Consider the following 19,260-nt stretch of genomic DNA (forward strand, 5'->3'; position numbering starts at 1 on the left):
CTTGAGCTCCGTTCATGGCAATGCCGCTCATTCATTAATACTCTTTGCATGAACCCTGCTCATGCATGGAATGACCCCACTCTACGGAAGATTTTCACATTCCCGACCATCTCGCATGCCAACTGCTGATTGAGCCTCGCAACTCATCAGCAAAGGCCATGGTCAGTAACATCGAATCCGGATTCTCCAACGAACAAACCACGTTCTTCAGCGCCTTCGTCTCGGGCCTCGTCCAGGGCCGAAACCTCCCTCACTTGGGCCAGGATGCCGAGGGCCGCTTCACCCACGAGATTGAGGAAACCGTCTTCGGCACGCCGATCGACGACCTTTGCCGTGAGGAAGTCATCAAATACGAGCAAAATGGTCTCGATTGCTACGACGCGATCGTCTCCAACGCCGCCACCAACGTCTTTCCTGAAGCCGGCGACGTCTTCCGTTACAAGTTCCACGGCCTCTTCTACGTCGCCCCCGCCCAGGACAGCTTCATGCTCCGCTGCCGCATCGCCGGTGGCGCCTTGAGCACCTACCAGTTCCGCGGCCTTGCCGAAATGGCTCAGGACTGGGGCCCCGGCCACGCCGACCTGACCACCCGCGCCAACCTCCAGATCCGCGAAATCGAGCCAAAGCACTGCCCGGACGTGCTCATGAAGCTCGCCGACCTCGGCCTGACCTCGCAGGGCTCCGGTGCCGACAACGTCCGCAACATCACCGCCAGCCCGACCACCGGTTTCGATCCCGATGAGCTCATCGACGTGCTCCCTTACGCCCGGGCGATGCACTACTACATCCTCAAGAACCGCGACCTCTACGGCCTGCCGCGCAAGTTCAACATCTCCTACGACTCCGGCGGCGTCATTTCGACCTGCGCCGACACCAATGATATCGGCTTCTACGCCACACGCGTGGGTGAAAACGATCAGGGCATCGAGCCCGGTGTCTATTTCCGCATGCAGCTCTGCGGGATCACCGGCCACGAACAGTTCGCCACCGATTGTGGCGTCCTTTTAACACCCGCCGAGACCGTCCCCGTGGCTGCCGCGCTGATGCGCGTCTTCATCGAGAATGGCGACCGCACCAACCGCAAGAAGGCACGGCTCAAGTACCTCGTCGACGACTGGGGCTTTGAAAAGATGCTCGCCGAAACCGAGAAGAAAATGACCTTCCCGTTGCGCTACTTCCCTCTTGAAAAATGCGAGCCCGCCAAGCCAAAGGACAAGCAGGGTTACCTCGGCATCCATCCGCAGAGCGATGGCAAGAACTACGTCGGCGTTCTGACGCCAGTCGGTCGCATGACCGTCACCCAGATGCTCGCCCTCGCCGATATCGCCGATGAATTCGGCCGCGGCGAGATCCGCCTCACCGTTTGGCAAAATCTCATCATCCCCGGCATCTCGGATGAAAACCTCCAGGCCGCCCTCACCGCGATCAACGCCACCGGCCTCAGCCACAAGAACAACACCATCAAGGGCGGACTCATCGCCTGCACCGGATCGCGTGGCTGCAAATACGCCGCCGCCGATACCAAAGGCAATGCGGTGGCCCTCGGCGATCACCTTGCCAGCAAGATGATCCTCGACCAGCCGATCAACATGCACCTCACCGGCTGCCACCACTCCTGCGCCCAGCACTACATCGGCGACATCGGCATGATGGGAACCAAGGTGAAAACCGAGAGCGGCGAATCCGTCGATGGCTACAACATCGTCCTCGGAGGCGGCGTCGACGACCAGCAGGCCATCGCCCGCGAGATCTGGAAATCGATCCCCGCCACCGAGATCCAGCCACTCATCGAGAAGCTTCTTTGCGTCTACCTCGCCAAGCGGATCGACGACGAATCCTTCGCCGCCTTCTCCCGTCGCCTTCCTCCCGAAGAAATCCGCTCCCTCACCGAGGAGATCGATATCGCCGCCGCTTAACGGAGCGCGCGACTCCAGTCGCGCATCACCTCATAGATCACTTGGTCACCAATCTCCATCCGTCACCCGAGGAAAGAGTTCCGCCGCCCACCGGCGAACTCCGCACCCTCATTGACGACCTGATTGCCGAGCAGTCGACGCTTCAGACCCCGGTCGCCCGCTTCGCGGAAATTCACGACCGCCAGCCAGACCTCGCCGACCACTACCGCAACCTCATTCCTCTAACAAAGCCCGGCGAAGGCGAGCAGTATGCCTTCGAAGTTGCCCTCGACCGCTGCACCGGTTGCAAAGCCTGTGTCTCCGCCTGCCACTCGCTCAACGGCCTTGATGACCATGAAGCCTGGCGCGACACCGGCACCCTAACAGGTGGCGAGGAAGCCCCCGGCTGGCAGCAGACCGTTACCACCGCCTGCCACCACTGCGAATCGCCGGAGTGCATGAACGGCTGCCCGGTCGGTGCCTATGAAAAGGAAGAAGACACCGGCATCGTTCGCCACCTCGACGACCAATGCATCGGCTGCTCCTACTGCATCCTGAAGTGTCCCTTCGACGTCCCGAAATATTCCAAGAAGCGCGGCATTGTTAGAAAGTGCGACATGTGCCACCAGCGCCTCGCCGAAGGCGAAGCCCCGGCCTGTGTCCAGGCTTGCCCGACCGAAGCCATCCGCATCGTCAAGGTCCAGACCTCGAGACCGGATCGCCCGCGGGCCAAAGACTTCTCGCTCTTCCACAGCGATTTCCGAAGCAAGGAATCCGCGCTCCCTTCGTCGACCATCACGCGTCCCACCACCCGCTACACCGGCCGCAAGGTTCCTTCCACCGCCACCGCCGCCGATCGCGACCAACTCACGCCGCAGCACGCCCACTGGCCGCTGGTATTCATGCTCGTCCTCACCCAGACCGGCATTGGCCTCCTCGCGGCCGGATCGCTGACGTTAGTCGGCGTCTCATCGACACCGCTCACGCTCTCAGCCGTCCTCAGCACCTCCGGACTCCTCATCGCCATCCTCGGCGCGATCCTTTTCAATGTCGGAATGGGTGCCGCCACCCTCCACCTCGGCCAACCGCTCAAGGCCTGGCGCTTTTTCCTCGGCCTCAAAACCAGCTGGCTCTCCCGCGAAATCCTCGCCTTCTCCCTCTTCGCACCGATCCCGCTGATCCTCTGCGCCCTCCCCTTCCTCCCCGACTTCCCTTTCAAGGATTCGATCGCCACGCTCACCCATTACTCGGTCCTCCCGGTTGCGCTCGCAGCGATCTTCACCAGCGTGATGATCTACGTCGATACCCGGAGGTCACTCTGGCGCTTCCCCCTCACAGCCGTGCGCTTTTTCGGAACCACGCTTTCGTTTCTTCTCCTCGGACTGGCCATTGCCCATCCCGACCTTCGAATCCTGGCGGCCTTCGCCATCATTTTGAAAATGATCCCCGAGGCCCGGCTCCTCAAGCGGCCCGCGGATCCAGCAAGCGACTGGCGTCAAATCGCCAAGGCCACTCCAGAAATCGAGCCATCACCCTGGTCGACCGATCGCCACTCCGCCCGTCTTCAACTCGGACCGCTGCGCAAGATTCTCAATGCCAGAATCATCTTCGCCTTCACCGCCGCCTTCGCCGTTCTGGCGAATCCCCTCGTCGCCCTCCCGATCCTGTTCATCTCCGAGATCCTCGAACGTCAGCTCTACTTCCAGTCCGTCCAGGCTCCGAAGATGCCCGGCAACTTCGGCCCGGCTCAAAGTCACTGAACACTCCATCGGTCCTATCGACCGAAAAGCGGCTCATCGATTGCCTTCGCTTGACTGATCGCAGCACCGGTTCTATCGAGGGCCCGTGATTCGGAAGTTGATCGTCATCATGGGCTGCATCCACTTGCTGGGTGGCTCCTTTGGCGTGCTCCAAATCGTCGCCTGGGCAGGAATGCTCGTTCAGTATTCCTCGTCCGAAGGCGTCAGCGAAGGCATCAGCAAGACCTTCGATGGCGAGCACCCCTGCTCGCTCTGCCTTGCGATCAAGGAGGTCAAGGACCAGCAAAGCGAAAAGCAGCCGCTCCAAGTCGCGAGCGACAAGCTGTCGCTCAAGGAACTCGCGCTTCCCACAATCATCACTCTCAGGAATCCCACGAGTCGTCCGACCGTGATTCCTCCCTTCCTCGACCCGATCGAGCACTGCGGCAGCCGGGCGGATTCCCCGCCGGTTCCCCCGCCAAGACTTTTGAGCTAAGTCTCCTCCCGAGGCCACTCTGCCTCGTTCCATCCCCACCGTCCTCCCGTTGAACCGGAGAGCTGATCGTGGAAATGTGATCGGATCACGCTGTCGTAATCAAACACTGCGCCCGCAGTTGGACGACCGCACTCACCTATCATTTGGGGAGCTCTAACACCCTGGACCATGGTCCCGGTATTTCTGCGGCATCGGTGTCTTTGCGACGGCACCGATCATCCTCCGCAAGCACTCACCTGCAGCCGTCTTCGCGCCTGCCTTTACGTCGCCATCTTTAAATCAAAACAATTCAAATCAACTTAGAACATGAAGTCTTTTATCATCAGTGCCGCCCTCATCTCCACGGCCTCCGCCGTGGTGACCGTCGATACCAATTACAGCAATCCCTCTGCAGTTAACGGCTCCAATGACAGCACCCAATTCGGCTATGAAGCCTTCGTCAGCATGGGCGCTGGCGATTCCTGGGACTCGGTTGCGACCGTTGGTGGTTGGAGCTATGCCGACCTCAATCCGGCCGCGAATCCCAACAAAGGCTGGGGCCACGCCGCGACCTGGTTCCTTGTCGAACTAACGGAAACCACCAGCTTTTCGATCTCGATGGACTGGCTTCCTCCCGCCAGCGGAGCAAGCGAGGAAGGACGCCCCGGATTCTCGATTTACGCAGGGGAATCCATCGTCCATGAGCCGGGCCAGCTCCATGGTTTCTCAAACAATGGGAACGATCTTAGCTTGCTGAACAGCGGGTGGGACCTGAACACGCCTTCGCTGGTATTTGCAGGAAACGCTGAGAATTTCACGGGAGATTCGGTCACCGGCACCTTCACGCTCGATGCTGGCCGCTACACCATCGCCCTTGGAAACGCCGATGATTCGACCACATCCCGTGTCGATCAGAATTACAACTTCACGTTTTCCACCGTCCCGGAGCCATCTTCCGCCATCCTCATGGCAAGCGGTTGCCTTGCGCTCATCAGCCGACGTCGCCGTTAAACATGGCACCCCCTGCCGGGAAGCCCTGGGCTTCCCGGCTACCTTTTTCTCATGATGCTTCGCCTGATCATCTTCCTCGCGCTCATTTCGCGCGGCTTTGCCTTCGAGCATTTTGAAGCACGTCAAGTGCACCCGCTCGACCTGACGCCAGACGGCAGCAAGCTGCTGGCTCTGCAAAGCGTATCGCACCGGCTCAGCGTCTTTGATACCGGCAGCCCCCTTCGCGCTCATCCACTCCTCATCGCTGAAATCCCCGTTTCCACCTCTCCCGTCAGCGTCCGCGCGCGCACCAATGACGAAGTCTGGGTGGTCAACGAAGTCTCCGACTCGATCTCCATCGTCTCCCTCTCCCAAAGACTCATCGTCGCCACCCTGCGCACGGCCGACGAACCTGCCGACGTCATTTTCGCCAATGGCAAAGCCTTCGTATCCTGCGCCCAGTCGAGGAAGCTTCTCGTCTTCGACGCCACAAGCCGCACCCAACTCGCCGAGATCTCCATCGACGCCCTCCAACCGCGTGCCCTGACGGCCAGTCCGGACGGCAGATCCGTCTACCTTGCCTCGCTGGATTCAGGGAACCAAACGACGATTCTTCCGCGGGCGAGTGCCCCGCCTCCCCCGGAGCCAACGAATCCATCGCTCCCCGATCCGCCAGCTACGGCATTGATCGTAGCTGCGGATGACCCCCGCGTTTCCCACACTGTCCTCGATCATGACATCGCGATGATCGACACCACGACCCATCAACTTTCGAGCTGGTTCAGCGGGCTCGGCACCCATCTTTTCGGACTCGCCAGTCATCCTGACGGTGCCGTCTTCTGCGTGAACAGCGAGTCCCTCAACCTCACTCGCTTCGAGCCTGAGCTCAACGGTCACTTCAGCCTGCACCGTCTGAGCCGTCTTGATCCTGACTCCGCTGCGATCACCCACTACGACCTCAATCCCGGAATCGCACGCGCCACCACCCCTAATCCGGAAAGCATTGCACGCGCCCTTGCCCAACCGACCTCGGTGGCGCTCACAGGCGATGGAGGTCGCGCATGGATTACCGCCTTCAATTCCGATCGGATCGCCGAAGTCGATACCGGTACGGGCAGCATCCTTCAGAACATCGACCTCCGCCCGGCGGGTGCCAGCACTCTGGAAATGCGGGGACCGCGCGATGCCGCGCTTTCCTCAGACGACAGTCAGCTCTACGTGCTGAACAAGCTCTCCGACACTCTAACAACCGTCGATACGGCAACGGGAGAGATTCTTTCCGAGCAAATGCTCGGGTCGACAGACCCGATGCCCGCGAATATCCGCCAGGGCCGTGGCGTTCTCTACGATGCCCGACTGTCTGGAAATGGCACCGTTTCATGCGCCACCTGTCACCTCGATGCCGATCGCGATGGGCTCGCCTGGGACCTCGGTGATCCGGGCGGAGAGATGATTTCCATCCCGAGTGCCAATCTCTCGATCCACGAGTTCACCATCTTCAATCGACAGGTCCACCCCATGAAAGGGCCACTAACCACCCAAACCCTGCGTGGACTCGCCCTCAACGACGCCCGCCCCAACGATCCGACAACCGGTCAGGCGCGACCACCTGAAGTCATCACCACCAAGTTTCACTGGCGTGGTGACAAGCCGAGCATTCAGTCCTTCAACTCGACCTTTCCGAATCTGATGGGAGGAGATCTTGTCCCGGAATCCCACATGGATCGGCTCACCGAGTATCTTCTTTCCATCAAGCTTCACCCCAACCCCAACCGAAATCTCGATCGCACACTCAAGACCAACCTCGATGGCGGCAACCCCGTCAACGGACTCACCATCTTCAATGATCACAACCTGAGTCACTGCATTGTCTGCCACGATTTCAATGCCGGCACCGATCAGAATCTTGACGACAATTTTTCCGTAGGAAGCCCGCAAGCGATGAAGAACCCTGGCTTCCGCCAACTCTATCAACGGGCCGACATCTTCAATCCCAATGGTGAGTCGCTCTCCGGCTTTGGGCTCGGCTCGGATGGTAGTGGTCACGAACTCCCGATCGTTCACCCCTACGCCCTCGACCGGCTCGACCGCCTTCCGATGACCGCCCAGAAGCGTCAGAATCTGGCGGATCTCAAGGCATATCTGATCTCCTTCGACACCGCCACGCCACCGACGGTCGGACACGAACAAACCATCACTCCGGCCAATCGCAACGATTCCGAAATCACCAATCATCTCACACTGATCGAGAGCCAGGCCGAAAACGGATTCATTGGCGTCGTTGCTTGGGGTCGACACAGCGGGACCTCGAAACAGCTGCGATTCGACCCGCAGACCCGTCAGTATATCAGTGATAGCAGCACCGAAGCTCCGCTGACCCGCAGCGAATTGTTATCACTCCTCGTCGACGGTGATGCTCTAACCATCTCGGGTGTGTCGCTTGAAGAAGCCATCGTCCGCGGCGGCGACCGGAACAGCGACGGTCAACCCGACCGGGACGAAAGCCATCCTCAGGTCCTCATCAGCTCCGAAGGCGAAGAGCTTTATCTGGAATGGGGTTCGCGAAGCGACTGGTTCCCTGAGTCGACGAGTGATCTCAACGCTCCCTGGCTTCCCGCCAGCGGGGAGCTTGCGCCGCCCCGATTCAACATCCCATCCCCGCGCCCTGAGAAGCAATTCTACCGTTTGAAACGAACCTGGTGAGCCTGCTCTCTCACCCATCCCAAACTCCACCGCGATGCACCGATTCGCCATCACCTTCCTCACTCTCGCCCAAGCGGCTCATGCTCACCATGGTCAGGATTTCTTTGTCAACCTCGATGCCCAGGTTCCCGTTCTTGGAAGCGTTTCGACCTTCGCCACAGCGAGCTATGTGCGGACCGCATCGGGTAGCGAGGAAACTTCGCTCGAGCCAGGATTTCTCGTCGGGACCGGACTCGGCACCTCGGTCGGCCTGAGCGCGACATGGTCAAATGACGATGGCGTGCCATTCAACTACTCCGGCTTCACACCGCTTTTTCAATGGTCGATGGCCATTCCTGACTCACCATTAAGGATCGGCTTTTCCGCGTCCTACCATATCTCCGATTCGTCATCGCAGGCTTCATCTTCTGCAAGCGGAGGCCACAGCCACGGCAGTTTTGCCACGAACTCCAGTTCTTCCTCCACCGGCTCGTCATCGGTTTCCTTCAATCCCGACGCGCCGGCCTTCAACCCTGACGCTCCCCCTTCCGGCGGCTCCGGTCACGATCACTCAGCCCACGACCACAGCCACGGCAGCCACAGTGGCATCCATCGCCATGGAGAAGATTTCTTTGCATCCCGCCTGATCATCGAATGGCAGGCCACCGAGTCGACTCGCGCCGTTGCCAACCTCATCGTCGTCAGCGGTGGCTGGAGCGACATCGCATTCGGCTACTCGCTTGGTCTGCGTCATGACTTCACGGAGAAATGGGCGCTTGGGTTGGAAAGCATCGGCGATCTGGATTCCGGCGGCGAGCATGAGATCGTCGCTGGCGCGTGGTTCACCCCGCGCCATGACCTCAATTTCCGCCTCGGTGCAGGCACGGGCATCGGCCAGGGATCCCCGGAACTCTCCCTGTATTCCGGGCTGACCTGGCGCTTCTAACTGCCGGCGGAGCGGGACCTTCGGTCCCATTGCCTCACCTTCATCTTATCTAAAGGTTCGCCATGTCAGTTTGGCGGCGTGAAAACGATCAGCTGCTGCCTTCTATCCGCCCTTCTGGCCGGATGCGTTTCCCCTCCAACCGAAATCTCCAACCTCAGCGTCCCGACATCGTGGCAGAACGTCGGTGATTTCCCTACAGGTTCCGCGTCTCAGGATCTTGGAAACTGGTGGAGTTCCTTCGGTGATGCCGAGCTGACCCGCCTGATCCGCCGCACCTACGATAAAAACCCCGACATCCGCTCGGGCGCTGCAGCGGTACGACAAGCCCAAGCGCAACGCGAGGCGACCGCGTCCACATTGCTGCCATCGCTGGGATATTCCGGCTCGGCCGCTTCTGGAAAAATCTGGAATCGGGATGCGTCCGATAGCGCCATCAGAGCCTATTCGGCTGACCTCACCGCAAGCTGGGAGATCGACTTTTTCGGCAAGAACCGCCAGGCCGTCGCCGCCGCCGACTCCGGCATCGCGGCAGCCCAGGCCGACCTCAACGCCACCCGCGCGTCGCTGGCTGCCGAAACCGCTCTCGCCTACTTCCAGCTCCGAGCCGCCGAAGCAGGCCTCGCCATCGTGCGGGAAAGCATCGTTTCCCAGGAGGAAACCACGCAGCTCGCCAGCTGGCGCGAGCAGGCTGGCGAAGCCGACGGACTCGAATTTGAGCAATCGAAGGCAGCTCTGGAAAGCGCCCGAGCGGCCATCGATACCCTCGAGCAAACCGTTGCCCAATCCCGCAACCGACTCAATCTGCTGGCTGGCGAAACACCGGGCACGCTCAAGGTTTCCGCAGCCAATGCCCTGCCCCAACCCCGCCGCTCACTTGCCATCGGCATTCCCGCCGAAACCATCCGCCAGCGCCCCGACGTCCGCGCTGCGGGCTTCCGCTGGCTCGCCGCCATCGCCAATACCCGCTCCGCCGAGGCCGAGCAGTTTCCCTCGATCGGGCTCAGCGGCTCACTCGGCATCGACTCGCTGAGTTCCTCGAAACTCTTCGACCCGGAAACGGTGGCCGCCAGCGTGATCGCCGGACTCACCGGTCCGATCTTCGATGGTGGACGCATCCGGGCAAACATCCAGGTTCAGGATGCCGTCGAGGAGCAGAACTACGAGGCTTACCGTAAAAGCATCCTCACCGCCCTGTCGGAAGTCGAAGACGCCTTGATCGCCTGCCAGCGGACCGAGTCGCGGATCGCCACTCTGGAGAAATCCGTGAGCGCGGCCCGCAGTGCCGCCGACCTCGCCGCCCGGAAATACGAGGCGGGAGTGATCGACATCACCCAGGTCCTCGACACCCAGCGTAGCCAGCTTTCAACCGAACGCGATCTGCTCACGGCGCGTCTCGACCACTCCAGTGCCTACGTCGAACTCTACCGCGCCCTCGGTGGCGGTCGCTGAACTCTCAACCCGATCCCATCCATGAAATCCGAAACCCCGCTTGCCGAAGTCCTCGAGCAGAACCGCAACTCCCATCCGCTTCGACGTTGGGTGCTGTCCGCCCTGATCCTCCTCGCCATCGCCGCGTCGGGCATCTGGTGGTCGAAGCGCGATGCCAATGACCGGCAAGGCCCCGTCTACCATACCGCGAAAGTCGTCACTGGCGATGTCGCTCTAACAATCACCACCACCGGCACCCTCGAACCGACCAATCAGGTCACCATCGGCAGCGAAGTCTCCGGCACGGTGATGGAGGTCTACGTCGACATCAATGACGAGGTGAAGGCCGGCCAGGAACTCGCCAAGCTCGACACCACCAAACTCGCCCAGCAGACCGAGCAATCACGTGCCGCCCTGCGTTCGGCGAAAGCCAGCGTCAGCCAGACCCAGGCGACCTTGAAGGAAAGCGAAGCCACCCTCACCCGGCTACGCGAACTCCACGAACTCAGCGGCGGGCGCACCCCGTCGAAGGCCGACATGGATGCCGCCATCGCGACCGTTGATCGGGCGGCGGCCGACCTCGAAAGCGCCGAAGCTCAGGTTGCCCAAACCGAAGCCGCCCTGAAGGCCAACGAGAGCGATCTCGGCAAAGCCATTCTCCGCTCACCGGTCGATGGCATCGTGCTGACCCGCAGCATCGAACCTGGCCAGACCGTCGCAGCCCAGTTCCAGGCTCCCGAACTGTTCGTGATCGCTGAGGACCTTTCCAAAATGAATCTGATCGTCAACGTTGCCGAGGCAGACATCGGTCGCGTCGATACCGGACAACCCGCAACCTTCACCGTCGATGCCTGGCCGAAGCGAAACTATCAGGCCGAAGTCCGCAAGGCATCCTTCGGATCGCAGGTGACCGACAACGTCGTCACCTATGAGACCGAACTCGATGTCTCTAACAACGACCTCAGCCTTCGCCCCGGCATGACCGCCACCGCCGAAATTGCCGTGGCGGAATCGAAGGGCGTTCGGCTGGTTCCCAATACCGCGCTCCGTTTCGATCCCTCCCGCACCGCCGCTCCGTCCGGTGGCGCACCGAAGAAGTCCCTGGTCGAAAGCCTGACCCCCGGCCCACCGCGTCGCTCTGGCGGAAAGGCTCCCAAAGAGGCCGGCAACCCTTCGCCCGGCGAGCGTCAGCAGATCTGGGTGCTGCGCGACGGCCAACCCCAGCCGATCCCGGTCGAGACCGGACTCTCCGATGGCCGCAATACCGAAATCCGCGGACCCGGTATCGAAGCCGGCCTTGAAGTCATCCTTTCCAGCTCGTCCGGCTCATGAACCCTCTCATCCAACTTCGAGGCCTGACCAAAACCTACGGTCAGGGCCCCGCCGCCTTCAAAGCGCTGCGCGGCATCGATCTCGACATCGAGCAGGGCGAGTTTGTTGCCGTCATGGGCCCGAGTGGCTCGGGCAAATCCACCCTCATGAATTTGCTCGGCTGTCTCGACACGCCCACCACCGGATCCTACCGCTTCGAGGGCATCGCCGTCGAATCCCTCGACAAGGACCAGCGCTCGCTGCTCCGCCGTCATGCGCTTGGATTCATCTTCCAGGGCTTCAACCTGTTAGCCCGCACCTCGGCCTTGGAAAATGTCGAGCTCCCCTTGCTCTATCGGGGGCATTCGCAAAAAGAACGCCATCGGCTCGCCCGCGAAGCGCTGGCCAGCGTGGGCCTGCCCGACAAGGAGCGCAACTCCCCGGCCGAACTCTCCGGCGGCCAGCAGCAACGGGTCGCCATCGCCCGGGCCATTGTCACCTCGCCCGGCACCCTCTTTGCCGACGAACCCACCGGCAACCTCGACTCGCGCACGACCGATGAAGTCATGGAGCTGCTCACCCGCCTCAATACGGAACAGGGCATCACCATTCTAATGGTCACCCACGAGGAGGAAGTCGCCACCTACGCCAGCCGCGTCGTCACCGTGCGCGATGGGCTCATCGAATCCGATCACACCAAGCCCCACTGACCCATGCTCTGGAATGCCTTCATCATCGCCCTCCGCGAAATTCGCCGCAATCTTCCCCGCGCCTTCCTCACCGTGCTCGGGGTGGTCATCGGCGTCGCCGCGGTCATCACGATGGTCACCCTCGGCCAAGGCGCCACCGCCTCGATCAAGGACAAGATCTCGGGCCTCGGCAGCAACCTGCTCGTGCTCCGTCCCGGGGTCGGATTCGGACCGCGATCATCCTCAGCCGGCGTCCCCAATTTCACGGAAGACGATGCGCTCGCCATCAGCGAGCAGGTCCCCGGCCTGCGCGCCGTCGCTCCCGTCGCCTCGTCGAACTCAAGCGCGATCTACCGTGATGAAGCACGATCGGGCGACGTTACCGGCACCACTCCGGACTACTTTCCGATCGGAAACTGGAAGCTCTCCCAAGGCCGCCTCTTTACCGAAGAAGACCTCAAAACCGGCGCTGCCGTCGGAGTCATTGGCGACTCCGTCCGCAAGGACTTGTTCGGAAATGCTGATCCGATTGGCGAAAAGATCCGTGTCGGCAAGGCGTCGGTCCAGATCATCGGATTGCTCGAAGCGAAGGGTCAGTCAGGCTTCGGCCGCGATCAGGACGACACCATTGTCGTGCCCCTCACCACCCTCCAGCGACGCCTCGTCGGACGCAGTTCCACGAACAGCATTGGTCAAATCATGATGTCCGCCGAGGACGACTGGTCGACCGAGCAGATCATTGCCGATGTCGGCTCGCTGATGCGTGAACGCCGGAATCTCGCCCGCAATGAAGACGACGACTTCAGCGTCATGGACACCCGCCAGATCGCCGACACCGTGAGCTCGTCCACCCAGGTGATGACCACCTTGCTCGGCGCGGTTGCCGGCGTCAGCATGCTCGTCGGAGGCATCGGAATCATGAACATCATGCTGGTCTCGGTCACCGAGCGAACCCGGGAAATCGGCATCCGTCTCGCCATCGGAGCACGCGCCCGAGAAGTCCTGCTGCAGTTTCTCGTCGAAGCCATCACGCTATCAAGCATCGGTGGGCTCACCGGCATCCTGCTGGCCCTCGGGCTGTGCCTGGGTCTTTCGAAAATCATCGACGTTCCCTTTGTCTTCGACTCCTCGATCAATCTCGCCGCGTTCGTGTTCTCCGCAGCCATCGGCATCCTCTTCGGCTTCATGCCCGCCCGCCGCGCCGCCAGACTCGACCCCATCGACGCATTGCGGCATGAATAGAGGGCACCGCGATTGCTCCGCCGTCCCACCAAAATAAAAATCCCACCCCATGCGCCTCCTCATCATCGAAGACGACCCGCTCCTCCTCCACAGCATCCGTGAAGGACTGCGCGAGGAAGGGTATGCGGTCGACTCCGCCGCCGATGGCCCGGAGGGGCACGCGCTGGCCAGTGAGATCGATTACGATGCGATCGTCCTCGATGGCATGCTGCCCGGATTCGATGGCTGGGAACTGCTCCGTCGGCTCCGCCAAACAAAGGCCACTCCGGTGCTCATGCTGACCGCCCGGGACGCCGTGCCTGACCGCATCCGCGGCCTCGACGCGGGTGCCGATGATTACCTAACAAAGCCCTTCGATTTCGACGAGCTGTTAGCCCGGCTCCGCGCACTGATCCGCCGCAACCGTGGCCAAGGCAGCAATCAGCTCAGCCTGAACGAGCTGACCCTCGATCTCGCCGCCCGCACCCTCGCGCGCGATGGTGCGCCGATTCCCCTCACGCCGCGCGAGTATGCCCTTGTCGAACATCTCGCGCTCAAACGCGGCACCATTGTCAGTCGTTCGGAGCTTTATGAGCATCTCTTCGACGAAAGCGACGACACCCTTTCCAACCTCCTCGACGTCCACGTATCGAACGTCCGGAAAAAGGTCCGGCACGACTTCATCACCACTCGCCGCGGCCACGGCTATTGCATCGAATGAAACTCCCTGTCCACTCGCTCCGCTGGCGGCTTCAGCTCTGGCACGCATTGATTTCGCTGGCCCTGATCGTCGCCGTCGGGCTTCTCGCCTACCGCCTCGCCGCCGGTGAACGCTTCGGACAAATCGAGCGCCAACTTGTCGATTTCGAACGCTCGTTCATGCGCCATGGCGCGTTTGCCGAACGGAAAGGCGAAGACGCCCCGCCGACCCGCGACGAATTCCGCACGGCACTCGCGAGCTTTCCGGCACGGGCCGCTTCCATTCCGCAATTCCGTCACCTGCTGGAAAAAGACAGCACCCAGGCTTACATCGCTTACTGGTCGTCCGAGGGCGAGCCGATCTATCTTTCTAACAACGTGCCGGCCGATCTCACGCTGCCTAAAGCATCGGCAGAGGGCAACTTCACCCCGACCCGTCGACGAAACTTCCAGGAAGTTGTGCGCAGGCATCCCGCCGGATTCACGGTGCTGGTCGGTCGCGACATTGAAGAGGACCTCGCGACGCTGCGCCAGTTTCGGCTGCTGCTCAGTCTCGGAGGAGGCGCGATCTTTCTCGCCTCGCTCGCTGGCGGCTGGTGGCTCGCCGGCCGGGCTCTCAAGCCGATTGGGGCCATTTCCCATACCGCCTCACGGATCGCTGAGGGTCAGCTCGACGAGCGAATCGCCATCAGGGACAGCGACAGCGAACTCGACCAACTCGCCCACGTCCTCAACGGCACGTTCGACCGCCTGGCCGAAGCCATCGAGCGCCAAGTGAGATTCACCGCCGATGCCTCGCACGAGCTGCGCACTCCCCTGACGATCATTCTTTCCGAGACCCAGCGGTCGCTCAAATCCGAGCGGGAACCGGCTCAGTATCGCGAGTTTCTCGAGCATTGCCGAACCGCCGCCCTGCGCATGCGTGGCATTGTCGACTCGCTGCTCGAGCTCGCCCGGCACGACACTGGAAAGCCAGGCGAGACTACCCACTGCGACCTTGCAGAACTTGCCCGTCAAACCGCCAGCCGGATGGCCCCATTGGCCGCGGATCGCGGATCGGAAATCCACCTTGAGCTCACGCCTACTCCCGTTTCGGCGCCCGCCGAGCTCATCGACAGCCTGCTCCAGAATCTTGTTTCCAATGCCCTCTCCCACCCGCCGGAAGGCACCCCGGTGACCCTCTGCACTCGCCCTGAGGGAGAGAGCGCCGTGCTTGAAATTCACGATGCCGGCCCAGGCATTCCCCCTGAGCACCTGCCCCACCTTTTCGAGCGATTTTACCGCGCTGACCCCGCCCGCAGCCAGCAATCCAGCCACAATGGCCTTGGACTGGCGATCGTCCGCTCCATCGCCAGTTCGATCGACGGCCGTATGGAAGCCGAGAGTTCGGCGGCTCACGGAACCACCTTCCGACTGACACTTCCCCTTGCCATGAGCGGCCATCATGAGGCGGATGATCGAAGCGAGGCCTCGCCTCGGTGAAAAACGCTGCCGACTAGCACGCGCCATGCTTAGGTTAGGAGTCTACCGGAACGGTGCTCCACCCTGATGCTTCAGAAGATCCTCAAACAAAAATCAGGCCCTTTAACCAAGGACCTGGTGCAAGAACCCGGCCAGTTCGGTCTCGGCAAGGTTCCGTCGCGCCTCGCTCCGGCCTCCACCGTCACCTCCATCTGCGGCTATTGCGCGACCGGTTGCCAACTCAAGCTTCATCTCAACGAAGCAGGTGAAGCCATCAACCTCAGCCCTCAAGCCAACTACCCCGTGAACCTCGGCATGGCGTGCCCGAAAGGTTGGCAGGCGCTCGACCCCCTCGCCGCCCCCGATCGTGGCACCACTCCGCTTCTCCGTGATCCCGCCACGGGCGAAAGAAGGCCCATCGACTGGGCCACTGCCGTCGATCTTTTCACCTCCAAGCTTCAGGGCATCCAGGACAAGCACGGCCGCGACTCCGCCGCCTTCCTTTCCACCGGACAAATCCCCTTTGAGGAAATGGCCTTTCTCGGGCTGCTCTGGAAATCCGGCATGGGCTTCCTCCACGGCGATGCCAACACGCGCCAGTGCATGGCCACCGCCGTCACCGCCTACAAGCAATCCTTCGGCTTCGACGCGCCGCCCTACACGTACGCCGACTTCGAGGAAAGCGACGTCATCGTCCTTTCCGGCAGCAATCTCTGCATCGCTCACCCGATCCTCTGGCAACGCATCATGCGCAACCGCCGCATGCCCGAGATCATCGTCATCGATCCCAGATCCACCGAAACCGCGCAGGCCGCCACCGTCCACGTCCCGCTCAAACCAAAAGGCGACCTCGCTCTTTACTACGCCCTCGCCCACTGCATCATCCGCGACGGCCGCATCGACCCCGAAGCCATCACCCACACCGAGGGATACGATGAGTTTGCCGCATTTGTTAGAGACTACACGCCCGAATCCGTTGCCGAGCGCACCGGACTCGAGCCCGCAACCGTCGAGAAGCTTGCCCGCCTCGTCTCCGAGCCCGGCAAGCGCGTATCGTGGTGGTGGACCATGGGCATCAACCAGTCCTACGAAGGGGTCCGCGCCGCCCAGGCGATGATCAATCTCGCCCTGATCACCGGCAACATCGGCAAGCCCGGCACCGGCGCCAACTCGATCACCGGCCAGTGCAACGCGATGGGCTCACGCCTGTTTTCAAATACGACATCCCTCGTAGGTGGCCACGACTTCGCCAACCCCGAGCACCGTCAGAAGGTCGCCGATGGCCTTGGCATCCCCGCCGAGCGGATCCCCTCGGAAGCGTCCCTCGCCTACGACGAGATCCTCCACGCCGCCGAGCAGGGGAAAATCAAAGCCCTCTGGATCGTCGCCACCAACCCCTTCCACTCGTGGATCGACAGCGGCCGACTCGCCGCGCTGCGCGACAAGCTCGAATTCCTCGTCGTCCAGGACATGTACCACAGCACCGAGTCGGCCGCCGTCGCCGACCTCTACCTCCCCGCCGCCGGCTGGGGCGAAAAAAGTGGCTGCCTGATCAACTCCGAGCGCCGCATCGCCACCATCAAACCCGTCCGCAAGGCCCCGGGCCAGACCCTCACCGACTTCCGCATCTTCCGCCTGCTCGCAGAAGCCTGGGGCTGCGGCGAGATGTTCGCCGATTGGACCGACCCCGAGTCCGCCTTCAGAATTCTCCGCGACCTCACCAAAGACCGCCCCTGTGACATTACCGCCATCAAAGGGTACGAGCAACTCGACCAAGCCGGCGGCATCCAATGGCCTTTCCCAAGGAGCGGGGATTCGCAATCCCCCTTATCATCCCCGGAATCATCACCAATCGACAAAGTCGCAAATCACTCACTTTTCACTCGGCACTCGGCACTCGGCACACCTTCGGAACGAAGGCTCTTCGCCGACGGACACTACTACACTCCTAGTGGTCGCGCCAGAATCCTTTACTCAGCACCCGATGAACTCCCTGAAGCGCCCGACGCCAAATTCCCCTTCATGCTCCTCACTGGCCGCGGCACCAGCAGCCAGTGGCACACCCAGACGCGCACTTCCAAATCGGACATCCTCCAAAAGCTCTACCCCGCGGAAGCCTACATCGAAATTCATCCGCGAGACGCGAAACGGCTGGGAGTTTTGAACAATCAGACCGTCACCATCCGTTCCCGCCGAGGCGAAATGAAGGCCAGCGCCTACCTCGCTCCGACCGTCCAGCCCGGACAACTCTTCCTCCCGATGCACTACCCCGAGGTCAACAAGCTCACCCACCCCAGCTTCGACCCCCACTCCCGCCAGCCCAACTACAAGGCCAGCGCCGTGACCATTTCGCCATCTTGACAGAAATCTGTCAGACGCTAGATTCCCATCATGCAAACGACCCTCCGCTTGCCCGATGAGATCTACCGCGCCGCGAAAACCAAGGCCGCCGAGGAAGGCATCACCTTGACCCGATTTCTCGAAGAGGGTCTCAAGCTCCGCATCGAAGCAGCCAACACGAAGCCCCACTTCGTCCCCAAACTCCGCAGCATCAAGCCGAGGCGAAAAATCGGCCACGAAGACTTCCTCAAACTCGCCGAAGAAGTTCAGCTCGAAGATGATCTCAAGCAGCTGGGAGCCTCTGCGAATTCGAAAGGCAGGAAATGAGATACCTTCTCGACGCGAACGTGCTCATCTACGCGGCGAACGAAGATTCGGCATTTCACCAGGTCTCGCGTGAGTGGATCCTTGATGCCATGAAACAAGGCACGGAGCTTCTTCTAACAGAACTCACCGAGGTGGCCCTCCTCAGACTCTGCACGCATCCCAAATTGTTTAACATGCCCTTGGAGGAAACCCTTGGCTACTGGCTCGACGACCTCTGGAACTACCCACGCACCGTCCGAGTCTCCGCCCTTTCCCCTCACAATCAAACCTTCCGGGAATTGGTCAGCAAATTGAGCATCGTCGGCAACGACATCAACGACGCCTGGCTCGCCGCCCTGGCCATCGAACATAAGGCCACCCTCGTCAGCTTTGATCAAGGCTTCGCCCGCTTTCCCGGACTCCCGTGGCTCGATCCTTCACCCAAAGAATAGCTCTCCACTTTAAAGAATGAGCAACCACTTCGATGGAGCATTTCATTGGGATTTCAGTCCCATCTCCGACCGCCTGGCTCTCCTCGACGCACTCACCGTGTTCTACGATGAAGACACCAATCTGTTCATCGAAGTCGTCTCTTCCTCTCTTCTTCAACGCTTGAGATTCTGGCATATGAGGTCCCCATACCGGACCCATCTGACTCCGGATATCCTGAGCCCTCGGCCCTCGACTTTTCACATCGGCCTGACAAAGACGAATCTCGAAAAGCTCAAGAGGATGGTCGCCCACGACGGTCTCAACGAACGCTGCATTGCCCACATCTAGAGATACTCCGGCGATCTCGGACTGTTTCGGTTTCACGGATTCTGCGATGAAGGTCACGAGACCTTCTCATGCAGTCGCCATGTTAGTGATGGCCTCATCGCGGAACTGGAGGTCAAGCTGGGAATCAAGGCCGAGAAAAAACATGGAGAGCTGAAGACTGAACGGGAACAGAAGGAGGAGCTCGATCGAATCTTCGATGCCATGGAGCGATTTCGAGACAACGAATTTCAATAAACAACATCGTCTACCAAGAAGCGCCGATGCTGGCCCCAAACAAACCCTCGTCACCTGCGACACC

At 61.1% G+C, this 19,260-nt stretch carries 16 protein-coding genes; all 16 read left to right on the forward strand.

Annotation, left to right across the window (positions count from 1 at the left end; all coding sequences use genetic code 11):
• Positions 1–158 precede the first annotated feature (158 nt).
• The 16 genes from ACFQY0_RS07035 to ACFQY0_RS07110 all read left to right on the forward strand — a co-directional run bounded on the left by ACFQY0_RS07035 (position 159) and on the right by ACFQY0_RS07110 (position 18,962).
• Entirely contained in the window at positions 159–1,916 is a 1,758-nt protein-coding gene (locus ACFQY0_RS07035) for a NirA family protein (RefSeq protein WP_379710754.1), read from the forward strand.
• Between the two features lie 41 nt (positions 1,917–1,957).
• On the forward strand, positions 1,958–3,655 hold the full coding sequence (locus tag ACFQY0_RS07040; protein WP_379710756.1) for a DmsC/YnfH family molybdoenzyme membrane anchor subunit: 1,698 nt from the start codon (positions 1,958–1,960) through the stop codon (positions 3,653–3,655).
• Between the two features lie 85 nt (positions 3,656–3,740).
• Complete coding sequence (locus ACFQY0_RS07045) at positions 3,741–4,130, forward strand: hypothetical protein (protein ID WP_379710758.1); 390 nt, start codon at positions 3,741–3,743, stop codon at positions 4,128–4,130.
• 306 nt (positions 4,131–4,436) lie between these two features.
• On the forward strand, positions 4,437–5,120 hold the full coding sequence (locus tag ACFQY0_RS07050; RefSeq protein ID WP_379710760.1) for a PEP-CTERM sorting domain-containing protein: 684 nt from the start codon (positions 4,437–4,439) through the stop codon (positions 5,118–5,120).
• A gap of 51 nt (positions 5,121–5,171) precedes the next feature.
• Entirely contained in the window at positions 5,172–7,802 is a 2,631-nt protein-coding gene (locus tag ACFQY0_RS07055) for a hypothetical protein (RefSeq protein ID WP_379710762.1), read from the forward strand.
• Between the two features lie 34 nt (positions 7,803–7,836).
• Positions 7,837–8,727: a hypothetical protein gene (locus tag ACFQY0_RS07060; RefSeq protein WP_379710764.1), complete on the forward strand. Its 891-nt coding sequence runs from the start codon at positions 7,837–7,839 to the stop codon at positions 8,725–8,727.
• Between the two features lie 78 nt (positions 8,728–8,805).
• The gene (locus ACFQY0_RS07065) at positions 8,806–10,176 is read left to right on the forward strand and encodes an efflux transporter outer membrane subunit (RefSeq protein WP_379710766.1); all 1,371 of its coding nucleotides are present in this window, start codon (positions 8,806–8,808) and stop codon (positions 10,174–10,176) included.
• Positions 10,177–10,197: 21 nt separating this feature from the next.
• Positions 10,198–11,487, forward strand: a complete 1,290-nt coding sequence (locus ACFQY0_RS07070) for an efflux RND transporter periplasmic adaptor subunit (protein ID WP_379710768.1) — start codon at positions 10,198–10,200, stop codon at positions 11,485–11,487.
• The gene (locus tag ACFQY0_RS07075; protein WP_379710770.1) at positions 11,484–12,176 is read left to right on the forward strand and encodes an ABC transporter ATP-binding protein; all 693 of its coding nucleotides are present in this window, start codon (positions 11,484–11,486) and stop codon (positions 12,174–12,176) included. Before ACFQY0_RS07070 ends, ACFQY0_RS07075 begins: the two co-directional genes overlap by 4 nt.
• Before the next feature lie 3 nt (positions 12,177–12,179).
• Complete coding sequence (locus tag ACFQY0_RS07080; protein ID WP_379710772.1) at positions 12,180–13,397, forward strand: ABC transporter permease; 1,218 nt, start codon at positions 12,180–12,182, stop codon at positions 13,395–13,397.
• Positions 13,398–13,446: 49 nt separating this feature from the next.
• Positions 13,447–14,097 (forward strand): response regulator, encoded by a 651-nt coding sequence (locus tag ACFQY0_RS07085; protein ID WP_379710774.1) that lies wholly within the window; start codon positions 13,447–13,449, stop codon positions 14,095–14,097.
• Positions 14,094–15,557 (forward strand): ATP-binding protein, encoded by a 1,464-nt coding sequence (locus ACFQY0_RS07090; protein ID WP_379710776.1) that lies wholly within the window; start codon positions 14,094–14,096, stop codon positions 15,555–15,557. Before ACFQY0_RS07085 ends, ACFQY0_RS07090 begins: the two co-directional genes overlap by 4 nt.
• 66 nt (positions 15,558–15,623) lie before the next feature.
• Positions 15,624–17,897 (forward strand): molybdopterin oxidoreductase family protein, encoded by a 2,274-nt coding sequence (locus ACFQY0_RS07095; protein WP_379710778.1) that lies wholly within the window; start codon positions 15,624–15,626, stop codon positions 17,895–17,897.
• A gap of 30 nt (positions 17,898–17,927) precedes the next feature.
• Complete coding sequence (locus ACFQY0_RS07100; protein ID WP_379710780.1) at positions 17,928–18,203, forward strand: hypothetical protein; 276 nt, start codon at positions 17,928–17,930, stop codon at positions 18,201–18,203.
• On the forward strand, positions 18,200–18,634 hold the full coding sequence (locus tag ACFQY0_RS07105) for a TA system VapC family ribonuclease toxin (protein ID WP_379710782.1): 435 nt from the start codon (positions 18,200–18,202) through the stop codon (positions 18,632–18,634). The genes ACFQY0_RS07100 and ACFQY0_RS07105 overlap by 4 nt, the downstream gene beginning before the upstream one ends.
• Before the next feature lie 16 nt (positions 18,635–18,650).
• Positions 18,651–18,962 carry a hypothetical protein gene (locus ACFQY0_RS07110; RefSeq protein ID WP_379710784.1) on the forward strand — a complete coding sequence of 104 codons (312 nt, stop codon included), beginning with the start codon at positions 18,651–18,653 and terminating at the stop codon, positions 18,960–18,962.
• Positions 18,963–19,260: the final 298 nt, after the last annotated feature.

The sequence above is a fragment of the Haloferula chungangensis genome (genome assembly GCF_042664875.1).
Classification (GTDB): Bacteria; Verrucomicrobiota; Verrucomicrobiia; order Verrucomicrobiales; family Akkermansiaceae; genus Haloferula; species Haloferula chungangensis.

Bases quoted from the DNA above. Each gene is read 5' to 3' on its own strand.
- ACFQY0_RS07035 (WP_379710754.1), top strand. From the start codon at position 159: ATGGTCAGTAACATCGAATCCGGATTCTCCAACGAACAAACCACGTTC.
- ACFQY0_RS07050 (WP_379710760.1), top strand. From the start codon at position 4,437: ATGAAGTCTTTTATCATCAGTGCCGCCCTCATCTCCACGGCCTCCGCC.
- ACFQY0_RS07055 (WP_379710762.1), top strand. From the start codon at position 5,172: ATGATGCTTCGCCTGATCATCTTCCTCGCGCTCATTTCGCGCGGCTTT.
- ACFQY0_RS07060 (WP_379710764.1), top strand. From the start codon at position 7,837: ATGCACCGATTCGCCATCACCTTCCTCACTCTCGCCCAAGCGGCTCAT.
- ACFQY0_RS07070 (WP_379710768.1), top strand. From the start codon at position 10,198: ATGAAATCCGAAACCCCGCTTGCCGAAGTCCTCGAGCAGAACCGCAAC.
- ACFQY0_RS07075 (WP_379710770.1), top strand. From the start codon at position 11,484: ATGAACCCTCTCATCCAACTTCGAGGCCTGACCAAAACCTACGGTCAG.
- ACFQY0_RS07080 (WP_379710772.1), top strand. From the start codon at position 12,180: ATGCTCTGGAATGCCTTCATCATCGCCCTCCGCGAAATTCGCCGCAAT.
- ACFQY0_RS07085 (WP_379710774.1), top strand. From the start codon at position 13,447: ATGCGCCTCCTCATCATCGAAGACGACCCGCTCCTCCTCCACAGCATC.
- ACFQY0_RS07090 (WP_379710776.1), top strand. From the start codon at position 14,094: ATGAAACTCCCTGTCCACTCGCTCCGCTGGCGGCTTCAGCTCTGGCAC.
- ACFQY0_RS07095 (WP_379710778.1), top strand. From the start codon at position 15,624: ATGCTTCAGAAGATCCTCAAACAAAAATCAGGCCCTTTAACCAAGGAC.
- ACFQY0_RS07100 (WP_379710780.1), top strand. From the start codon at position 17,928: ATGCAAACGACCCTCCGCTTGCCCGATGAGATCTACCGCGCCGCGAAA.
- ACFQY0_RS07105 (WP_379710782.1), top strand. From the start codon at position 18,200: ATGAGATACCTTCTCGACGCGAACGTGCTCATCTACGCGGCGAACGAA.
- ACFQY0_RS07110 (WP_379710784.1), top strand. From the start codon at position 18,651: ATGAGCAACCACTTCGATGGAGCATTTCATTGGGATTTCAGTCCCATC.